At 70.3% G+C, this 19014-nt stretch carries 19 protein-coding genes; 13 read left to right on the plus strand and 6 right to left on the minus strand.

Annotated features, from left to right (window positions below):
* Both ACFHVL_RS26895 and ACFHVL_RS26900 read left to right on the plus strand, forming a co-directional pair.
* On the plus strand, positions 1-2505 hold a 2505-nt coding region (locus ACFHVL_RS26895), incomplete at its 5' end, for an ATP-binding protein (protein WP_416631226.1).
* Positions 2502-3071 (plus strand): response regulator, encoded by a 570-nt coding sequence (locus tag ACFHVL_RS26900; RefSeq protein WP_416631227.1) that lies wholly within the window; start codon positions 2502-2504, stop codon positions 3069-3071. The genes ACFHVL_RS26895 and ACFHVL_RS26900, both read left to right, overlap by 4 nt.
* 31 nt (positions 3072-3102) lie before the next feature.
* Here the strand turns inward: ACFHVL_RS26900 and ACFHVL_RS26905 are convergent, their stop codons facing one another.
* Positions 3103-3432 carry an STAS domain-containing protein gene (locus tag ACFHVL_RS26905; RefSeq protein ID WP_416631255.1) on the minus strand — a complete coding sequence of 110 codons (330 nt, stop codon included), beginning with the start codon at positions 3430-3432 and terminating at the stop codon, positions 3103-3105.
* A gap of 112 nt (positions 3433-3544) precedes the next feature.
* Here ACFHVL_RS26905 and hemL point away from each other — a divergent pair, with 112 nt between their 5' ends.
* From hemL to ccsB, 6 genes are read left to right on the plus strand one after another with little or no spacing between them, the layout of a single operon-like run.
* Positions 3545-4897 (plus strand): glutamate-1-semialdehyde 2,1-aminomutase, encoded by a 1353-nt coding sequence (gene hemL, locus ACFHVL_RS26910; RefSeq protein ID WP_416631228.1) that lies wholly within the window; start codon positions 3545-3547, stop codon positions 4895-4897.
* Positions 4897-5544 (plus strand): histidine phosphatase family protein, encoded by a 648-nt coding sequence (locus ACFHVL_RS26915; protein WP_416631229.1) that lies wholly within the window; start codon positions 4897-4899, stop codon positions 5542-5544. Before hemL ends, ACFHVL_RS26915 begins: the two co-directional genes overlap by 1 nt.
* A gap of 1 nt (position 5545) precedes the next feature.
* The gene (locus tag ACFHVL_RS26920) at positions 5546-6178 is read left to right on the plus strand and encodes a TlpA family protein disulfide reductase (RefSeq protein WP_416631230.1); all 633 of its coding nucleotides are present in this window, start codon (positions 5546-5548) and stop codon (positions 6176-6178) included.
* On the plus strand, positions 6171-6935 hold the full coding sequence (locus tag ACFHVL_RS26925) for a cytochrome c biogenesis CcdA family protein (protein ID WP_416631231.1): 765 nt from the start codon (positions 6171-6173) through the stop codon (positions 6933-6935). Before ACFHVL_RS26920 ends, ACFHVL_RS26925 begins: the two co-directional genes overlap by 8 nt.
* On the plus strand, positions 6935-8566 hold the full coding sequence (resB, locus tag ACFHVL_RS26930) for a cytochrome c biogenesis protein ResB (protein WP_416631232.1): 1632 nt from the start codon (positions 6935-6937) through the stop codon (positions 8564-8566). The genes ACFHVL_RS26925 and resB overlap by 1 nt, the downstream gene beginning before the upstream one ends.
* Positions 8515-9522 carry a c-type cytochrome biogenesis protein CcsB gene (gene ccsB, locus ACFHVL_RS26935; protein ID WP_416631233.1) on the plus strand — a complete coding sequence of 336 codons (1008 nt, stop codon included), beginning with the start codon at positions 8515-8517 and terminating at the stop codon, positions 9520-9522. Before resB ends, ccsB begins: the two co-directional genes overlap by 52 nt.
* Positions 9523-9548: 26 nt before the next feature.
* Here the strand turns inward: ccsB and ACFHVL_RS26940 are convergent, their stop codons facing one another.
* Positions 9549-9668 (minus strand): GNAT family N-acetyltransferase, encoded by a 120-nt coding sequence (locus ACFHVL_RS26940; RefSeq protein ID WP_416631234.1) that lies wholly within the window; start codon positions 9666-9668, stop codon positions 9549-9551.
* 100 nt (positions 9669-9768) lie between these two features.
* Between ACFHVL_RS26940 and ACFHVL_RS26945 the strand changes: the two genes are divergently transcribed.
* The 3 genes from ACFHVL_RS26945 to ACFHVL_RS26955 all read left to right on the plus strand — a co-directional run bounded on the left by ACFHVL_RS26945 (position 9769) and on the right by ACFHVL_RS26955 (position 12960).
* Positions 9769-11232, plus strand: coding sequence for a menaquinone biosynthesis decarboxylase (locus ACFHVL_RS26945; protein WP_416631235.1), 1464 nt, complete (start codon positions 9769-9771; stop codon positions 11230-11232).
* The gene (mqnP, locus tag ACFHVL_RS26950) at positions 11229-12158 is read left to right on the plus strand and encodes a menaquinone biosynthesis prenyltransferase MqnP (protein WP_416631236.1); all 930 of its coding nucleotides are present in this window, start codon (positions 11229-11231) and stop codon (positions 12156-12158) included. The genes ACFHVL_RS26945 and mqnP overlap by 4 nt, the downstream gene beginning before the upstream one ends.
* Positions 12159-12312: 154 nt before the next feature.
* Complete coding sequence (locus ACFHVL_RS26955; RefSeq protein WP_416631237.1) at positions 12313-12960, plus strand: UbiX family flavin prenyltransferase; 648 nt, start codon at positions 12313-12315, stop codon at positions 12958-12960.
* 52 nt (positions 12961-13012) lie between these two features.
* On the opposite strand, the gene ACFHVL_RS26960 is transcribed toward ACFHVL_RS26955, so the two are convergent.
* A complete protein-coding gene (locus ACFHVL_RS26960) occupies positions 13013-13270 on the minus strand; it encodes a BldC family transcriptional regulator (protein ID WP_416631238.1) in 258 nt (85 codons plus the stop codon).
* Positions 13271-13543: 273 nt separating this feature from the next.
* Between ACFHVL_RS26960 and ACFHVL_RS26965 the strand changes: the two genes are divergently transcribed.
* Positions 13544-13993, plus strand: coding sequence for an Lrp/AsnC family transcriptional regulator (locus tag ACFHVL_RS26965; protein WP_416631239.1), 450 nt, complete (start codon positions 13544-13546; stop codon positions 13991-13993).
* Positions 13994-14084: 91 nt separating this feature from the next.
* The gene (locus tag ACFHVL_RS26970; protein WP_416631240.1) at positions 14085-15182 is read left to right on the plus strand and encodes a PLP-dependent cysteine synthase family protein; all 1098 of its coding nucleotides are present in this window, start codon (positions 14085-14087) and stop codon (positions 15180-15182) included.
* A 24-nt stretch (positions 15183-15206) separates the two neighbouring features.
* Here ACFHVL_RS26970 and ACFHVL_RS26975 read toward each other — a convergent pair whose 3' ends face one another.
* The 3 genes from ACFHVL_RS26975 to ACFHVL_RS26985 form a co-directional block, all read right to left on the minus strand.
* A complete protein-coding gene (locus ACFHVL_RS26975; RefSeq protein ID WP_416631241.1) occupies positions 15207-15827 on the minus strand; it encodes a putative glycolipid-binding domain-containing protein in 621 nt (206 codons plus the stop codon).
* A gap of 69 nt (positions 15828-15896) precedes the next feature.
* Positions 15897-17366: a DEAD/DEAH box helicase gene (locus tag ACFHVL_RS26980; protein ID WP_416631256.1), complete on the minus strand. Its 1470-nt coding sequence runs from the start codon at positions 17364-17366 to the stop codon at positions 15897-15899.
* Between the two features lie 270 nt (positions 17367-17636).
* A complete protein-coding gene (locus ACFHVL_RS26985; RefSeq protein ID WP_416631242.1) occupies positions 17637-18920 on the minus strand; it encodes a hypothetical protein in 1284 nt (427 codons plus the stop codon).
* Positions 18921-19014: the final 94 nt, after the last annotated feature.

Consider the following 19014-nt stretch of genomic DNA (forward strand, 5'->3'; position numbering starts at 1 on the left):
TTCGCCGACGAAGTCACCCGAGTCGCCCGCGAAGTCGGCACCGAAGGCAAACTCGGCGGCCAGGCCCAGGTCAAGGGCGTCTCCGGCACCTGGCGCGACCTCACCGACAACGTCAACTCCATGGCGTCGAACCTGACCAGCCAGGTCCGAAACATCGCCTCGGTCACCACCGCCGTCGCCAAGGGCGACCTGTCGCAAAAGATCACCGTCGACGCCCGGGGCGAAATCCTCGAACTCAAATCCACCGTCAACACGATGGTGGACCAGCTGTCGTCGTTCGCCGACGAAGTCACCCGAGTCGCCCGCGAAGTCGGCACCGAAGGCAAACTCGGCGGCCAGGCCCAGGTCAAGGGCGTCTCCGGCACCTGGCGCGACCTCACCGAGAACGTCAACCAGCTGGCGTCGACGCTGACCACCCAGCTGCGGGCGATCGCCCAGGTGTCGACCTCGGTGACCCGGGGCGACATGACACAGCACATCACCGTGCAGGCGCAGGGCGAGGTCGCCGAACTGAAGGACAACATCAACCAGATGATCGTCACCCTGCGGGAAACGACGAAGAAGAACGCCGAGCAGGGCTGGCTCGACTCGAACCTGGCCCGCATCGGCGGTCTGCTGCAGGGCCAGCGGGATCTCGGTGAGGTCTGCCGCATGATCATGAACGAGGTGACGCCGCTGGTCGACGCCCAGCTCGGCGCGTTCTTCCTCGCTGACGTGGACGAGGGCGTGATGCGGCTCGGGCTCACCGCCGCGTACGGCTATGTCGCCCGCGATCACATCGTCATCTTCGGCCCCGGTGAAGGTCTCGTCGGCCAGGCCGCCGTGTCCCGACGGACCATCCGGGTCGGCACCGGCACCACTGGCGCGCTCACCCTGCGCTCCGGGCTGCTGGGCGTCCCGCCCCGCGACCACGTGGTGCTGCCGGTGCTCTTCGAAGGCGAGATGCTCGGCGTGATCGAGTTCGCCTCTGTCGCCGCCTTCTCCGACCTGCATCTGGCGTTCCTGGAGCGGCTGGTGGCGACCATCGGCATCGCGGTGAACACCATCCAGGCCAACAAGCGCACCGAGGAGTTGCTGTCGCAGTCACAGCGGCTGGCCAACGAGATGCAGGCCCAGTCGGCCGAACTGCAGCGCACCAACGCGGAGTTGGAGGACAAGGCGCGGCTGCTGTCGGAGCAGAAGGGCAACATCGAGACCAAGAACCGGGAGATCGAGCTCGCCCGTCTCGGTCTGGAAGAGAAGGCTCAACAGCTGTCCCGCGCCTCGGCGTACAAGTCGGAGTTCCTGGCCAACATGAGCCACGAGCTGCGTACGCCGTTGAACTCGCTGCTGCTGCTGGCCCGGCTGCTGGCCGACAACCCGGACGCCAACCTGACCGAGAAGCAGATCGAGTTCGCCAAGACGATCCACAGCGCCGGTTCCGACCTGCTGTCCCTGATCGACGACATCCTCGACCTGTCGAAGATCGAGGCCGGCCGGATGGACGTACAGCCGGCCGAGGTCCCGTTCAACGAGATCCAGGCGTACGTCGAGCAGGCGTTCGCCCCACAGGTCAACGAGAAGGGGCTGCGGCTGCGGGTCGAGGTGGATCAGGGCCTGCCGCCGGCGGTGGTCACCGACGCGCAGCGGCTGCAGCAGATCCTGCGGAACCTGCTGTCGAACGCGGTGAAGTTCACCGACAGCGGATCGGTGACCCTACGGATCGCCGCCGCCCCGGCGGACCTGAAGTTCGAACTTCCGGCGCTCACCACGGCCGATCAGGTGGTGGCGTTCACCGTGGTCGACACCGGGATCGGCATCTCCGACGACAAGCTGTCTCTGATCTTCGAGGCGTTCCAGCAGGCGGACGGCACCACCAGCCGGCGCTACGGCGGGACCGGGCTGGGGCTGTCGATCAGCCGTGATCTGGCCCGACTGATCGGTGGGGTGATCGCCGTGACGTCCGCGCCCGGCGAGGGCTCCACCTTCACGCTGTATGTTCCGGACGTGCTCGACACCGACGCGGTGCTGCCGCCGGCACCGCTGCCGGCCAACGCGCCGATCCGGACCGCCCTGCCGCCGCTGACACGGCCGATCGAGATCGACCGCCCGGAGCCGCCGACGGCCCGCCGGCTGGACGGGGCCACCGTACTGATCATCGACGACGACGTCCGTAACGTGTTCGCGTTGACCAGTGCGCTGGAGCTGCACGGGATGACGGTGATCTACTCGGACAACGGGGTCGACGGAGTCCGTAAGCTCGCCGAACGCCCCGAGGTGGACATCGTGCTGATGGACGCGATGATGCCGGACCAGGACGGCTACGAGACGACCCGGATAATCCGTCGAAACGAACGCTTCGCCGATCTGCCGGTGGTCTTCCTGACCGCCAAGGCGATGCCCGGCGACCGGGAGTCGGCGTTGCAGGCCGGTGCCACCGACTACATCACCAAGCCGGTCGACCTGGATGAACTGATCACTTTGATGCTCACCTGGATCAACGCAGCCGAGGAGCGGATCGCATGACAGCCGGAGTGGCCAAGGCCCTGCTGGTGGACGACCGCCGGGAGAACCTGATGGCGCTGGAGGCGATCATGCAGGGGTTGCCGGTGCAGACCGTGGCGGTGGAGAGCGGCGAGGAGGCGCTCAAGCAGCTGCTGGTCGACGACTTCGCGGTGATCCTGCTGGATGCCCAGATGCCCGACATGGACGGATTCGAGACGGCGAACCACATCAAGCGCCGGGAGCGCACCCGGCACGTACCCATCCTGTTCCTGACCGCTGCGGACCGGGACAACCAACTCGCCCTGCGAGGGTACGCCGCCGGCGCGGTCGACTACCTGATCAAGCCGTTCGACCCGTGGGTGCTGCGGGCGAAGGTCGGCGTCTTCGTCGACCTGTGGGCGAAGAACCAGCAGCTGGCGAGCCAGGCCGACCTGGTCCGTCAGCGCAACGAACAGTGGCGGGCGCTGTCCGCCGCCGTCGACCGGGCCATCGAACGGCTACGGATCGACGGGGTGGACCCGGCGAAGATCGCCGACGACCTGGAGTCGGCCCGGTGGAGCGGGACCAACAGTGCGGGCAACAGCTAGAGCCCACGCCGCCATCCTGCTGCCCACCGGGCTAACCGTGCCCGTTACGGATGGTCAACGCCGAGCGTAGGCCGGTGATGTTCAACACCCGCAGCAGGAACTCACCGACGTTGGTGAGCAGCAGCAGGCTCTGGGCGTGGCTCGCCTTGCGGGTGAGCACCACCAGCGTGCCCAGGCCCTGGGAGTCGCAGAAGGTGACCCCACCCATGTCCAGCACGATCCGGGTCGGTGCGTCGCTGAGCAAGTCGTTGACGGTGCTGGAGAGCTGAAGAGCGGTGAGCATGTCGATCTCACCGGCGAGGCGGAGCACCGCCTCGTCGGATGTGCGCGCCAGCGCAATGGACAGCTCCGCCCGCTCCACCCGGCCAGCGTATCGCGATCCCGCCACCTGAACCCGGGTACGCCCGGTGGCCGCCAACTGGGCAAGGGGCGGCTGTGCGTCGGCCAGGCAGCGCTGCCACAATGGCAGTGCCGTGACTGCCACCGAAACCGCCGGCGCCCGACCGTATCCGGCTGACGCGCCCGCCTCCCAAGCTCTCTTCGACCGCGCCAGCACGATCATCCCGGGCGGGGTCAATTCACCCGTGCGCGCCTTCCGGGCGGTCGGCGGGACACCTCGCTTCATGGTGCGCGGCCAGGGCTGCTGGCTGTTCGACGCCGACGACCGGCGCTACCTCGACCTGGTCTGTTCCTGGGGCCCGCTGATCCTCGGCCACGCCAACCCCGAGGTGGTCGCGGCGCTCGGTGCGGCGGCGGCTCGCGGCACCAGTTTCGGCACGCCGACCCCGGGTGAGGTCGAGTTGGCCGCCGAGATCGTCGACCGGACCCCGGTCGAGCAGGTCCGACTGGTCAACTCCGGCACCGAGGCGACGATGTCGGCGATCCGGCTGGCCCGGGGCCACACCGGCCGGCCGAAGATCGTCAAGTTCGCCGGCTGCTACCACGGTCACGTCGACGCGCTGCTGGCCTCGGCCGGCAGCGGGGTGGCCACGCTCGGCCTGCCCGACTCGCCCGGAGTCACCGGCGCCGCCGCCAGCGAGACGCTCGTACTGCCGTACAACGACGTCGACGCCGTGGCGCAGGTGTTCGCCGAGCACGGCGACCAGATCGCCGCGATCATCACCGAGGCCGCCGCCGGCAACATGGGGGTGGTCGCCCCCGCACCCGGGTTCAACGCCGCGCTGGCCCGGATCGCCCACGCGCACGGCGCGCTGCTCATCGTCGACGAGGTGATGACCGGCTTCCGGGTGGCCCGGGGCGGCTGGGCCGAGCTCGAACCGGTCGACGCCGATCTGTACACGTACGGCAAGGTGATGGGCGGCGGGCTGCCGGCCGCCGCGTTCGGCGGGCGGGCCTCGATCATGCGGCAGTTGGCCCCGGCCGGGCCCGTCTACCAGGCCGGCACGCTGTCGGGCAACCCCCTGGCCTGCGCGGCCGGGCTGGCCACCCTGCGGTTGGCCGACGCCGATCTCTACCAGCGGCTGGCCGTCACCGCGACCCGGGTCGGCGAGCTGGCGAGTGCGGCGCTGAGCGCCGCCGGCGTACCGCACCGGCTTTCCCGCGCCGGCACCATGTTCTCCCTTTTCTTCACCGACGCCGAGGTCACCGACTACGCCAGCGCCCAGGTCCAGGACACCGGCGCCTACCGGGCCTTCTTCCATGCGATGCTCGCACGCGGCGTCTACTTGCCCCCCAGCGCTTTCGAAGCATGGTTCGTCTCAGCGGCGATCGACGACGCCGCCCTGGAGCAGCTCGCGGATGCCCTGCCGGCCGCGGCCGCCGCGGCCGCGGCAGTGGGCACCGGGCGAGCGGTGGGGGAAACCTGATGGAACGTACGGTGGTGCACGTACTGCGGCACGGTGAGGTGTACAACCCGGGCAAGATCCTGTATGGCCGGCTGCCCGGCTTCAAGCTGTCCGAGCTGGGTGTGCAGATGGCCAAGGCCGCCAGCCAGGCACTGGCCGACCGGGACGTGGTGCACGTCGTGGCGAGTCCGTTGGAGCGCGCGCAGGAGACCGCCGAGCCGATCGCGGCCCAGTTCCGGCTGCCGGTCTCGGTCGACGAGCGGCTGATCGAGTCGGCGAACTGGTTCGAAGGCCAGCGGGTCTCCCCCGGCGACGGCTCGTTCCGTGACCCACGCAACTGGTGGGTGCTGCGCGATCCGGTCACCCCCTCCTGGGGTGAGGCGTACACCGTGATCGCCGAGCGGATGTTCGCCGCGGTGCACGCCGCCCGGGTGGCCGCCGAAGGCCACGAGGCGGTCTGCGTCTCGCACCAACTGCCGATCTGGACCCTGCGCCGCTATCTGGAACGCAAGCGGCTCTGGCACGACCCGCGCCGGCGACAGTGCGGACTGGCCAGCCTGACCTCGGTGCACTTCGAGGACGCCAAGGTGGTAGGCATCGGCTACACCGAGCCGGCCGCGCACCTGATCGCCATGTCGCCGTCGGCCCGGACGGCCAAGGGCGCCTGAAGTGGGCCTACTGCGACGCGGGCGGACCATCCCGGTACGCCCGCGGCGGCGGACGGCCAGCCGGCGCGGCGCACCGGCGCTGATCGGCGCGGTCGTCGCCGTACTCGTGCTGACCGGCTGTGGCGCCAGCGGTTGGGAGACCGACTGCGAAACGGACACGCAGGGGATCATCCGGTGTGTCGGCGAGCACCGGCCGGCGATGCCGCAGTTGAACGCCGAGCTGCTCGACGGCAGCAGCTTCGACCCGGCGTCGGTCCGGGGCCAGGTCCTGGTGGTCAACTTCTGGGGCTCGTGGTGCCCGCCCTGCCGGGCCGAGGCCGCCGACCTGGAAGCCACCTACCAGGCCACCCGAGATCAGGAAGTGGCCTTCCTCGGCATCAACGTCCGGGACGAACGAGACAAGGCACAGGCGTTCGAGCAGGGCCGGGTCAGCTACCCGAGCGTGTTCGACCCGGGCAGCCGCCTCGCCCTGGACTTCAACATCCCGCCGAACAGCATCCCCGCCACGATGATCGTCGACCGGGACGGTCGGATCGCGACGGTGGTCCGCCGGGAGATCCGCCAGGAGGAACTGCAACCCCTGGTTGAGCAGGTCGCGGCCGAAGGGATCAGGGCGGACCCCGTCGATGGGTGAGACGTTCGCCGAGATCGCCCGCAGCGGGCCGCTGCTGCTCGCCTTCGGCCTGGCCGCGCTCGCCGGGCTGGTCAGCTTCCTGTCGCCGTGCATCCTTCCGCTGGCCCCCGGCTACCTGTCGTACGTCACCGGGCTGGCCGGCTCCGACCTCGACGCGGCCGACGGCGACACCGTCCGCCGCAACGGCCGGGTCCTGGCCGGCACGTTGCTCTTCGTCGCCGGTTTCACCCTGGTCTTCACGCTGACCGCGATCCTGATGGCCAGCGTCGGCCGCCACCTCTTCGTCTACCAGCGGCCGGTCGAGATCGGCGTGGGCCTGCTCATCGTGCTGTTCGGGCTGGCCTTCCTCGGCCTGATGCCCGGGATGCAGCGCGAGATCCGGGTCCGCCGGCTACCGGAGGCCGGTCTGATCGGTGCCCCGGTCTTCGGCGCGGTGTTCGCACTGTCCTGGACCCCGTGCGTCGGCCCGACGCTCGGCGCGGTGATAGGGATGGCGACCATCAGCGGGCAGACCGACCGGGCCGTCGCCCTCGCGGTGGCGTACTGCCTCGGACTCGGCCTGCCGTTCGTCGTCTTCGGGCTGGCCTTCCGCCGGTTGCTCGGCGTCTTCACCGTGATCCGGCGCAACAGCCGCTGGGTGACCCGGGTCGGCGGTGCCATGCTGATCGGGGTCGGGGTGGCCCTGGTCACCGGTGCCTGGAGCAGCTTCATCATCTGGTTCCAAACCACCATCGGCTCCGGCGAGATCGGCATCTGATGTCCCGACCCAATCCGGGGCTCGCCCTGCTGCGCAACTCGTGGCGGCAGCTCACCAGCATGCGTACCGCGTTGATCCTGCTCTTCTGCCTGGCGGTCGCGGCCATCCCCGGATCCCTGCTGCCGCAGCGCGACGTCAACATCGAGAACGTCAACGCCTACTTCCAGGAGAATCCACGGCTGGCACCGGTGCTGGACCGGCTCGGCATGTTCGACGTCTTCGCGTCGCCCTGGTTCGCCGCGATCTACCTGCTGCTGTTCACCTCGCTGGTCGGCTGCATCGTGCCCCGGCTACGCGAACACGTCCGGGCGTTGCGGGCCGCCCCGCCGGCGACCCCACGCCGGCTGGACCGGCTGCCGGAGCATGCCAGCTGGACCGCCGGAGCCGACGGACCCGGCGAAACCGGCGGGGTCGAGTCGATCGCCGCCGAGTTGCGCCGCCGCCGGTGGCGGGTCGCCGTCTCGGGTGACACGGTCAGCGCCGAGAAAGGCCATCTCAAGGAGACCGGCAACCTGGTCTTCCACTTCTCGCTGATCGCGGTGCTGTTCGGGGTCGCCCTCGGCTCCTGGTACGGGTGGCACGGCAACCGGCTGCTGGTCGCCGGACCGGACGCGGCGTTCTGCAACACCGTTCAGCAGTACGACGAGTACGGTCTCGGCCCCCGGGTCACCGACACCGACCTGCCGCGCTTCTGTCTGGAACTGACCGACTTCACCGCCACCTTCCTGGAGACCGGGCAGCCGGCCAGCTACTCCGCCGAAGTGCTGGTCGACACCGACGACGGGCCAGCCCGCGACGAGACCTTCTCGGTCAACGAGCCGCTGCGGCTCGACGGGGCCAACGTCTACCTGCTCGGCCACGGCTACGTGCCGGTGCTGCGCTACACCGACCGGTTCGGCCAGGCGCAGACCGTCTCCGCGCCGTTCCTGGCCGTCGACGGGATGCTGACCAGCGAAGGAGTCGCCAGCTTCCCGGACGCCAACGTCGACCCGGCAACCGGTGAACGGGACCCGGACCTGCAGGTCGCCTTCGAAGGGCTGTTCCTGCCGAGCACCCCGGCGCAGCCGCCGTATGTCCGGTCCACCCATCCGGAGCTGCGCGACCCGGCGCTGATGCTGTGGGCGTACCGGGGCAACCTGGGGTTGGACGCTGGCATCCCCGGCTCGGTCTACCGCATCGACCAGCAGCAGGTGACCGCCGGCCGGCTGCTGCCGGTCGGTGAACCGCAGCTGCTGCGCATCGGCGAGACGATGTCCCTCGACGACGGCACCACCATCGAGTTCCTGGACATCTCGCAGTACGCCACGCTCTCCGTCCGGTACGACCCCGGCAGCGGGCTGCTGCTGGCAAGCTCGGCGTTGTTGCTGTTCGGGCTGCTGCCGTCGCTGTTCATCCGGCGTCGGCGGGTGTGGTTCCGCGTCACACCGGCCGGCCCCGACGGCAACTCCACGACAGGCGGTAGTAGCTTGGTCGAGGCCGGCGGGCTGCCGCGCACCGACCATCCCGGGTTCGGCGACGAATTCCGGGAGATCGTCCGGGCGGTCCGTGGTGACGCCGGACCGCAGGAAGGACCGCACCGATGTCAGCTTTGTCTGATCAACTTCTGGTCGTGGCGATCTTCGCGTACCTGATCGCCATGATCTGCCACGCGGTCGAGGCAGGGTTCGGCAACCGCCGTACCGCCGGGGAGCCGGCCCGGGAACTCGCCACCGTCACCGCCGGTACGGCCGGGACCACCGGCGCGGCCGGCGAAACCGACGGCGCGGCCGGCGAAATCGACGGCGCGGCCGCGGAGCCGACGCCGCCGGCCGGTACGCGGCGCGACGCGGGCTGGCAGTCCGTCGGGCTGGCCGGCTGGTTCGCCGTCGGTGCCACCGCGCTCGGTGCGCTGGTGCACCTGGTATGCCTGGTCACCCGGGGGATCGCCGCCGAGCGGCTGCCCTGGGGCAACATGTACGAGTACGTGCTGGCGATCACCTTCGTCGGCGTCGCCTCCTGGCTGGTGATGGTCGCCCGCCGCCCGCCGCTGCGCCCACTCGGGCTGTTCGTCGCGCTCGTCATGGTCGCCCTGCTCGGCCTGGCCGGCCTGGTGTTCTACACCCCGATCACGCCGCTGGTACCGGCGCTGCAGTCGTACTGGTACGCCATCCACGTGTCGACCATCATGGCCTCGTCCGGGGTGCTGCTGCTCGGCTCCGTCCCGGCCGCGATGTTCCTGCTCCGGTCCGGGTACGAGAACGGCCGGCGGGGCTTCCCGTACCTGCTCGCGAAGCGGGTGCCGGCGGCGGTCTCGCTGGAGCGGCTGACCTTCGGCCTGCACGCTATCGGCTTCCCGGTCTTCACCTTCGCGGTGATCGCCGGGGCGATCTGGGCCGAGCACGCCTGGAGCCGGCCGTGGGCCTGGGACCCGAAGGAGACCTGGGCGTTCATCTCCTGGGTGATCTACGCCGGCTATCTGCACGCCCGGGCCACCCCGAGCATCCGGCGGACCACCGCGACCTGGATCGCGGTCCTCGGCTTCCTCACCATGTTGATGAACCTGTTCGGGGTCAACTTCTTCTTCGAGAGCCTGCACTCCTACGCCTGATCCCCGGCGGACGCCGCATACCTGGGTCACGCCACATCGGGACGGCTGTAGATCATGACATCGCGCCAACGTCCGCCGCGGAACTCGGCGCTACGCAGCGTGCCCTCGTGACGGAAGCCGAGGCGTTCCAGGATGCGTTGCTCCACGAGGTTCTCCGACCGTTCGCATCCCGACGACTGAGGTATGCGGGCCGAATCACCGCCCCAGGTGGCGGCACCCGCCGTGCGGTACGACAGACTTGGCGACATGGCGGCTGCAGGGTTCCCGTACCAGGATCTGTCGGACTTCGTCGCGGCGCTGGAGCAGGCCGGTGAGCTGCGCCGGGTCGACGTCCCGGTGGATCCGACGCTGGAGATCAGCGAGGTGGTCACCCGGACGGTGCGGGCCGGCGGGCCGGCCCTGCTGTTCGAGCGCCCCACCCGGGGCGAGATGCCAGTGGCGATCAACCTGTTCGGCACCGAGCGGCGCACCGCGATGGCGCTCGGCGTCGAGAACTTGAACGAGATCGGTGACCGGATCGGCGCGATGATCAAGCCCGACCTGCCGGTTGGCTGGTCCGGCATCCGCGACGGGCTCGGCAAGGTCATGCAGCTGACCTCGCTGCCGCCGCGCAAGGTCAAGACCGCGCCGTGCCAGGAGGTCGTCTACACCGGCGCGGACGTCGACCTGAACCGGCTCCCCGGACTGCAGGTCTGGCCGGGTGACGGCGGAATCTTCCACAACTACGGGCTGACCCACACGAAGCATCCGGAGACCGGCAAGCGCAACCTGGGCCTGTACCGGCTGCAGCAGCACTCGGCCAACACGCTCGGCATGCACTGGCAGATCCACAAGGACTCCACCGCCCACCACGCCGTCGCCGAGCGGCGCGGCGAACGGCTGCCCGTCGCGGTGGCTATCGGCTGCGACCCGGTGGTCAGCTACTCGGCGTCGGCCCCGCTGCCCGGTGACATCGACGAGTACCTGTTCGCCGGTTTCCTGCGCGGCCAGCGGGTCGAGATGGTCGACTGCAAGACCGTACCGCTGCAGGTGCCCGCGCACGCCCAGATCGTGCTGGAGGGCTACCTGGAGCCGGGCGAGCGGCTCCCCGAGGGCCCGTTCGGCGACCATACCGGCTTCTACACCCCGGTCGAGCCGTTCCCGGTGCTGCACATCGAGTGCATGACCATGCAGCGGGACCCGCTCTACCACTCGATCATCACCTCGAAGCCGCCGCAGGAGGACCTCGGGCTCGGCAAGGCCACCGAGCGGATCTTCCTGCCGTTGCTGCGGATGCTGATCCCGGACATCGTGGATTACGACCTTCCGGCCGCCGGCGTCTTCCACAACTGTGTGATCGTCTCGATCCGCAAGCGCTACCCGAAGCACGCTCAGAAGATCATGTCGGCGATCTGGGGCGCCCACCTGCTGTCGCTGTCGAAGCTGATCGTCGTGGTCGACGACGACTGCGACGTGCACGACTACGCCGAGGTCGCGTTCCGCGCCTTCGGCAACGTCGACTACGCCCGGGACCTGCTGCTCACCGAGGGCCCGGTCGACCACCTCGACCATTCCTCGTACCAGCAGTTCTGGGGCGGCAAGGCCGGCGTCGACGCGACCCGCAAGCTACCCACCGAGGGTTACACCCGAGGCTGGCCGGAGGAGATGACCATGTCACCGGAGATCGTCTCGCTGGTGGAGAAGCGGTGGCGGGAGTACGGCATCTCGTGAGCACCGCTGCCACCGCCGGACCGGACGGGACGCCAGCCGCACCCGCCGGCCGGGCAAGAGCATTCCTGCGCCTGGTCGCGATCGAACACTCGGTCTTCGCGCTGCCGTTCGCGTACCTGTCCGCGTTGACCGTGATGACCGACCTCGGCGGCCGGGTGCGCTGGCTCGATCTGCTGCTGGTCACGATCGCCATGGTCGGCGCCCGCACCTTCGCCATGGCGGCGAACCGGATCATCGACCGGCACGTCGACGCACGCAACCCGCGTACCGCCGGCCGGGAACTGGTGACCGGGGCGCTGAGCGTCCGCACGGCCTGGACCGGGGCGGCGGTCGCATTGGTCGTCTTCCTCGGTGCCGCCGCCGCGCTGAACCCGCTCTGCCTGCTGCTGGCACCGCTGGCCGTGGTGCCGCTGGTGGTCTACCCGTACGCCAAACGGTTCACCGACTGGCCGCACGCGGTGCTCGGGCTGGCCCAGCTGATCGGCCCGGTCGGGGCCTGGCTGGCGGTCACCGGCACCTTCGACGGTGCCGGACCGGCGCTGCTGCTCGGTGCCGCGGTCGGGCTGTGGATCGGCGGGTTTGACCTGATCTACGCCTGCCAGGACGCGGAGGTCGACCGCGAGATCGGGGTACGCAGCGTGCCGGCCCGGTACGGGCGGGCGTTCGCGCTGCACGCCTCGACGGTGGCGCACGTGGTCACGTTCGGGTTGTTCGGATGGTTCGGCGTACTGGTCGGCTTCGGCTGGCCGTGGTGGCTCGGTCTGGCCCTGACCGCGGTGGCCTTCGGCTACCAGCATCTGGTGGTCACCCCGACCGACCTGTCCAAGGTCAACCGGGCGTTCTTCACGGCGAACGGCTTCGTCGGGATCGCGCTGTTCGCCTTCGCCCTGCTCGATCTGGTGCTCCGGCTCGGCCTGCGGGCCTGAACCAGGTTCTCGGCCGGGTCCGGCGACGAAGCGGGATTCTGGGAGTCCATGACCCGCCTGCGGGGTTGCTGGCACAGTGTCCGGATAGCTGGCCGTCCTACCCTGTGGGGTGATCGCGTACCGCGACAGCGGTTGAGTTGGACAGGAACGGACAATGAGAACACCGTGGGTGATCGGCGTCTCCGGGGCGTCCGGTACGCCGTACCCGGCCGCCGTGCTGCGGGGGCTGATCGACGCCGGGCATCCGGTGGATCTGGTGGTCTCCCGGGCCGCGCGGCTCACCATCCTCGACGAGACCGGCGCGGCGCTGCGGGACAGCCACTGGCGCGCGGATCTGGCGAAGTGGCTCGGCCGATCGGTGCACGACGCGGACGTACGGTTCTGGCCGGCCGGCGACCTGGCGGCCAGCCCGAGCAGCGGGTCGTACCCGGCCCGCGGGATGGTGGTGGTACCGGCCAGCACCGCCGCCTGCGCGGGCATCGCCATCGGCCTGTCCAAGGACCTGCTGCAACGCGCAGCCGAGGTCAATCTCAAGGAGCGGCGGCCGGTGGTACTGGTGCCCCGGGAGACGCCGGTGACCCGTAGCCATCTGGAGCACCTGATCGCCCTGCACGATGCGGGAGCGGTGGTGCTGCCGGCGAGTCCCGGCTTCTACGGGGCGGGCGCTGCCGCCTCGGCCGCCCAGTTGGTCGACTTCGTCGCCGGCAAGGTGCTCGACGTGCTCGACGTGCCACACATGCTGTTCCGCCGGTGGTCCGGCGAGCTCGGTTCGGCCCGCCGCGCGGAGCCGTCCGGCGGTTGACTCCGGGTTGTGCGACCGGTGTCCCGCTCAGGTCGCTGCGCCCGGTTGCCCGCTAGGTCGCGCTGTATCCGCCCGATCCGTTCTCGGTGTGCCGAGGCCGGCTCTCCGCGCTTTCCGCCTGCATCTCTTCCAGTACACCTTCGCCTTCGAGTAGCGCGCGCACCTCGGACTCGCGGAACCTGCGGTGGCCTCCGGGAGTACGGATGCTGCCGATCCGGCCAGCCGCCGCCCATCGTGTGACGGTCTTTGGGTCGACCCGGAACAGCGCAGCCACCTCGCCCGGCGTCAGCAGACGATCTCCAGTGTCCACGGTCCCCTCCTCGCGTCCACGACGGCTCTGACCTAGCCAGTAGCCCCCCGATGGACCGTGTGCCAGATGCCGTCGTACCAGACGTAGGGCCATTAGAGCACCGGCTGACCGCCGTGTCCGGGAAATGAGGAAGGCTACCTGACCGGGAAGTTGACCGGTAGGATTCGCCACTTATGTCAGCATTCATGATTTGTCGATACCGGGTCAGACCGGGCCTCGCCACCAGGATCGGGGACCCCTTGGCCCGGCGGCAGGCGCTAAGGTCTACATCCCGTGGATGCCATCGACCTCCGGCTCGTCGACCTGTTGCGCGACAACGCCCGGATCTCCTACGCCGAGCTCGCCCGCCAGGTCGGCCTCTCCGCGCCCGCCGTACACGAACGGATCGGCAAACTCGAATCGACCGGTGTGCTGCGCGGCTACCGGGCGGACGTACGCCCCGAATCCGTCGGCCTCGGCGTGACCGCCCTCATCGGACTGGTCGAGGACTCAGCCGCCGACACCGACGCGGTACTCGACGCGCTCCGCTCCATGCCGGAGATCGAATCCTGCTACTTCATGGCCGGCACCGAGTCGTTCCTCTGCCTCGCCCGGGTGGGCACCATTGCCGAGTTGGAGCAGCTCATCATGCGTCTGAACCGGACCGCCGGGATCGCCAACACCCGCACCAGCGTCACGCTCTCCACCAAGTGGGAGAACCGCCCGCGCCCCCTCACCAGATGAGCCGGCAACCAGCCATGCCCTGAGGTCGCACTCAGCCGCAGTCTGAGCCGGACTGGGGCGGCGGGAAGCGGTCTGCTGCTACCGTCGGCGGGTGGAGCAACTGGACCGGTGCAACGACGCCGACCGGGCCTGGGTGACCGAGGCGATCGGGAAGGTCGAAGCGGACGCCAACCGATCGGCCGACACCCACCTGTTGCCGTTCCCGCTGCCGCCGTCCTGGGGCATCGACCTCTACCTCAAGGACGAGTCGGTGCATCCCACCGGCTCACTCAAACATCGACTCGCCCGGTCGCTGTTCCTCTACGGGCTGTGCAACGGCTGGATCGGGCCACGTTCCACGATCGTGGAGGCGTCGAGCGGATCGACCGCCATCTCCGAGGCGTACTTCGCCCGGATGCTCGGCCTGCCCTTCGTCGCGGTGATGCCGGCGGAGACCTCGCCGGAGAAAATCGCCCAGATCGAGTTTCACGGCGGCAAACCCCACCTGGTACGCGATCCGGCGGCCGTCGTGGTCGAAGCCCGGTGGCTCGCCGAGGATCTCGGCGGACACTTCATGGACCAGTTCACCTACGCCGAACGGGCCACCGACTGGCGCGGCAACAACAACATCGCCGAGTCGATCTTCGCCCAGCTGGCGTTGGAGCGGCATTCGATACCCAACTGGATCGTCGTCGGCGCCGGGACCGGCGGCACCAGCGCCACGATCGGCCGGTACGTCCGCTTCCAGCGGCATCGCACCAAGGTGTGCGTGGTCGACCCGGAGAACTCCGCCTACTACCCGGCGTGGTGCAGCGGCGAGTGGGCCACGTCCACCGGCCGCGGCTCCATGATCGAAGGTATCGGCCGGCCCACCGTCGAACCGTCGTTCCAACCGTCGGTGGTCGACCGGATGATCCAGGTGCCGGACGCCGCTTCCCTGGCCGCGATGCGGATCGCCAGCGAGCTACTCGGCCGGCGGGTCGGCGGTTCGACCGGCACCAACCTGTGGGGTGCCTTCGCGTTGATCGCCGAGCTGCGGCGCAGCGGACGGCAGGGCTCCGTGGTCACCCTGCTCTGCGACAGCGGCGAACGCTACACGGACAGCTACTTCTCCGCCGACTGGCTCGCCCGCCACGGCCTCGACCTGGCACCACACCTGGCCCGCGCCCGGCACTTCCTCACCGCCGGCGACTGGCCGGCCGACGGCTGAACCTACGTCTGCGTCTCATCCTGGTCAGGCGCGGCGTGCCAGCCCTGGATAGTGCAGCACGAAGCCGTCCGCGTCCACGGTCAACTCGGTGGTGAAGCTGCCACTGCGGTAGCGAACCCGACCGGCGTCGAGCACCGTGTATGTCTGCTCCACCGGCAGTACCTCCAGGCCCGGCACCCGGACCCAGGCGACCGTCAGCCGGTGTTCCTCGCCAGCTGGACGGCCCGACAGCCGCAACCGGCGGACCGGCAGCGTGTTGAACAGCGGTGCGGCCCCGAGATCGACGTCGAGCGCCGGATCGAGTCGGCTCGGCTCCTCAGTGCCCGGCAGCCCGACCGGAGGATGCCCGGCCGCCCGCAACACCCGGTCCAGGTCACCCTGCTCCGCGGTACTCACCCGCCATCGTCCCAACGCCCGTTCCATCCGTACGGTGCGCAGCCAGCCCGCGCCCTCGGTGGAGACGGTTAACCGGACGGCTTCCCACTGCTCGTTGGTGGTGAGCTCGTAGCGGCAGCTGAACGGCAGCGGGGCCGCCACCACCGCCACCCCGCGAGCGGACAATCCACTGCGGTCGTCGAACAGAACGTGGTCGGCACCGGGGGTGTCGGACCGCGCCCAGATGATCGACTTCGGCAACGTCGGCATGTACCGACCGTACCGGCAGATCGCAGCGGCGGGGTGCCGCAACGATCCGCCGGTGTCGCGTCGCGTCGGTCAGTAGCTGGGAGTGGGCCGCCGGTCAGCGGAGAAGCGCCCGCCCCGGCGGTCGTCGCGCGGTGGGCGGTTCTCCTCGTGCCGGAACCCGCCACGACGGTCGGCGCCGCGCCGCTCGCCACCCCGGTCCGCCTCGACGCGCGGACCACGGTCGTCGGACCGCTGGACGCGGTCACCATGGCCGCGGTAACGGTCCGACCGGTCCGACGACCGATCAGACCGGAACCGGTCGGTACGCTGCCGGTGCGACCTCGACGGCTCCGGCGCGATGACGACCGGAACACCACTCGGCTCGGTAGCACCCGTCAGCGCGGTCAGCGCGGCGTCGCCCCGGCGTACCCGGGTCTGCTCCGGATCCACCCCGGCCTTCTCCATCATCGCCAGTGTGCTGCGCCGCTGCTTCGGCAGCACCAGGGTGGCGACCGCACCGGACTCACCGGCCCGTGCCGTCCGCCCCGCCCGGTGCAGATAGTCCTTGGGGTCCTTCGGCGGATCCACGTGCACCACCAGCGACACGCCGTCGACGTGGATGCCACGGGCGGCGACGTCCGTCGCCACCAGCACGTTCGTCCGCCCCTCCTTGAACTCGGCGAGCGTACGGGTGCGTACCCGCTGCGTCTTGCCGCCGTGCAGGGCACCGGCCCGCACGCCGACCGCCGCCAACTGATCCACCAGCCGGTCCACCCCCATCTGGGTACGGGCGAACATCATCGTCCGTCCCGGCCGGGCCGCGATCGAGGCGGCCACCGCGAACTTGTCGTTCGGCGGAATGAGCAGCAGGTGGTGGTCCATCGTGGTCACCGCCGCAGTCGCCGGCGACGTCGAGTGGGTCACCGGGTCGGTCATGAACCGTCGGACCAGGGCGTCCACGTCGTTGTCCAGGGTGGCGGAGAAGAGCAACCGCTGCGCGCCAGCCGGCGTCTTGTCCAGCAGTTCGGTGACCTCCGGCAGGAAGCCCATGTCAGCCATCTGGTCGGCTTCGTCGAGAACGGTGACCTCGACCTCGTCGAGGATGCACACCCCGCGCTGGATCAGGTCACCGAGCCGGCCCGGCGTCGCGACGATGATCTCGACGCCCCGGCGCAGCGAATCGATCTGCCGGTCGTAGGGAACCCCGCCGACGGCGGTCTTGAGAAACACACCGACGGCCTTGCCCAGTGGGAACAGCGCGTCGTTGACCTGCATCGCGAGCTCGCGGGTGGGGACCAGGATCAGCGCCCGAGGATGCAGCGGCCGGGCCCGACGGCCATCGGCCATCCGGGCCAGCAGCGGCAGGCCGAAGGCGAGCGTCTTGCCGGAGCCGGTCTGGCCCCGGCCGAGCACGTCGCGGCCGGCGAGCGCGTCCGGCACGGTGGCGCACTGGATCTCGAACGGAGTGGTGATGCCTTCCCGGGCGAGTGCCCGGACCAGCGGACGGGGCAGGCCGAGCGCGGCGAAGTCAGGCGCGGGAGCCGGCGTCGCCGGCTCCACCGCAGGTTGGTCGGCGGCCTCGGCCGGGCTGTCGAGAACTGAGGGGAACGTGCTGGGGTCAGCGAAGGTTGTCAAGAAAACCTCTCAGAGCGGGGCCGATCTTCGCGAATGGCCCGTTCCGGTGTGCACCGTTGACTCGCCCGCAAGATCGCCCATGAGCACGCGCGAGCGTGCCGGATTGATGATCGGGTGCAAGTGTACGGGTTTGCCGCGCTGTTGCCACCCAACCAGTCCGGCCCGTGCGCTGGCTCACCCCGGCGGCGGGCGAGGTCAGCCGCCGAGCAGCCCGTCGAAGAGGCTGTTGAAGGCGTTGCCGACGACCAGCGCGATCAGCACGCCGACCACTACCACGACACCGAGGCCGATCGCCATCACCAGGACCACCTTGGCGGTGCTGCGATCCTCGCGCTCCGGTACGTCCGTCCAGCCCTGAGCGAGGATGTGGCCGGTCAGCGAGCCGGAGTTCTCCACCGCGGGATCGAACGCCATCCGGTGGGGCGCGCCCATCGGCAGCCCCATGGTCGGGTCGGCGCCCGGGCGGACGGACTCCGGACGTCGGGCACCGTACACGGTGCCCGACGACGGCACCGGGGTAGCGGCGGTCGGCCCGGCAGGCGCCGGCGGCGCGGACGGCGGAGTAGGCGGGGAAGGCACGAACGGCGGGGTGGTCGGCGTGACACCGCGAGCCCACTGCCCGTACGCCGGAGACGGCTCCGGCGCCCGCTGGGCCGGCGGTACCACCGGCGGTGGCGCAGCCGCCAGCGGCACGACGGGCGGGGCTGCCATGGTCGGCCGCCAGGCCGGTGGGCTGGCAGGCGAAATCGTGTACCCGCCGACCGCCGCAGCCTCCGGTGGTGACGTCGACGGTGGCGGGGCGGGTGCCGGTGGCGGGTCGGACAAGGGCGGGTCGGCAGACTCGGCCGGCTGTGGTTCGTCGACCCGGCGGGCACCGTAGACGCGGGTGCCGCCGGTCGGAAAGCGCAGAGCACCGAGATCGTCGGACGAGACCTGTCGGGCACCCGCCACCGTCGCCCGGGCACGTGCTGCCGGACCGGCGGCCCCCACCTCCGACGCGGGCGGAGCCGAGACCACCGGCGGAGCCGAGACCACCGGCGGAGCCGAGACGATGTCGACGGGCTGACCGTCCGGCTCCACCGCGGACGAAGGTGCCGGCTCCGACGGCTGCCAGGTGGCGGCGAAGGCGGACCAGGCAGCAGCGCCCGGCGACGTGGCCGCCGGTGCCGGCACCGCGGCGGAAGTGGCGGACTCCGGCTCGGGCGGGAGAACTGCGGACTCCGGCTCGGGCGAGGCCGGTTGGACCGGGTCGGACGCCGGGTCGTTGGTGGCGCCGGGCACCACCGGCACGTCGGCCATCGACCCGCCACCGGTGCTGGACGGCCACAGGGCTCCGCTCGGTGGCGGTGGCGGTGGCGCGTACGGCGCTGGCGGGGCCGCAGGGCCATGGGACGAGCCGGAGGGGTCAGGTTGGCCGGGCACGAGTCGCTGCCCGTCGTCGACCTGATCCACCGACGACCAGTGCCGGTCCTCGTCCATTCGCTGCCTCCCGTGCCCCGATCGAGTGGACGCCGCCGGCCGGTGCGACGCCTACGGGTTCACCGTGCCATACCGGTGCCCGTCGGCACAGCCG

The sequence above is a fragment of the Micromonospora sp. LOL_023 genome (assembly GCF_048060115.1).
GTDB lineage: Bacteria > Actinomycetota > Actinomycetes > Mycobacteriales > Micromonosporaceae > Micromonospora_E.

Excerpts from the sequence above, each read along its gene's own strand:
- ACFHVL_RS26900 (WP_416631227.1), top strand. The coding sequence starts at position 2,502 with ATGACAGCCGGAGTGGCCAAGGCCCTGCTGGTGGACGACCGCCGGGAG.
- ACFHVL_RS26915 (WP_416631229.1), top strand. The coding sequence starts at position 4,897 with ATGGAACGTACGGTGGTGCACGTACTGCGGCACGGTGAGGTGTACAAC.
- ACFHVL_RS26925 (WP_416631231.1), top strand. The coding sequence starts at position 6,171 with ATGGGTGAGACGTTCGCCGAGATCGCCCGCAGCGGGCCGCTGCTGCTC.
- resB (WP_416631232.1), top strand. The coding sequence starts at position 6,935 with ATGTCCCGACCCAATCCGGGGCTCGCCCTGCTGCGCAACTCGTGGCGG.
- ccsB (WP_416631233.1), top strand. The coding sequence starts at position 8,515 with ATGTCAGCTTTGTCTGATCAACTTCTGGTCGTGGCGATCTTCGCGTAC.
- ACFHVL_RS26945 (WP_416631235.1), top strand. The coding sequence starts at position 9,769 with ATGGCGGCTGCAGGGTTCCCGTACCAGGATCTGTCGGACTTCGTCGCG.
- ACFHVL_RS26955 (WP_416631237.1), top strand. The coding sequence starts at position 12,313 with ATGAGAACACCGTGGGTGATCGGCGTCTCCGGGGCGTCCGGTACGCCG.
- ACFHVL_RS26975 (WP_416631241.1), bottom strand. The coding sequence starts at position 15,827 with ATGCCGACGTTGCCGAAGTCGATCATCTGGGCGCGGTCCGACACCCCC.
- ACFHVL_RS26985 (WP_416631242.1), bottom strand. The coding sequence starts at position 18,920 with ATGGACGAGGACCGGCACTGGTCGTCGGTGGATCAGGTCGACGACGGG.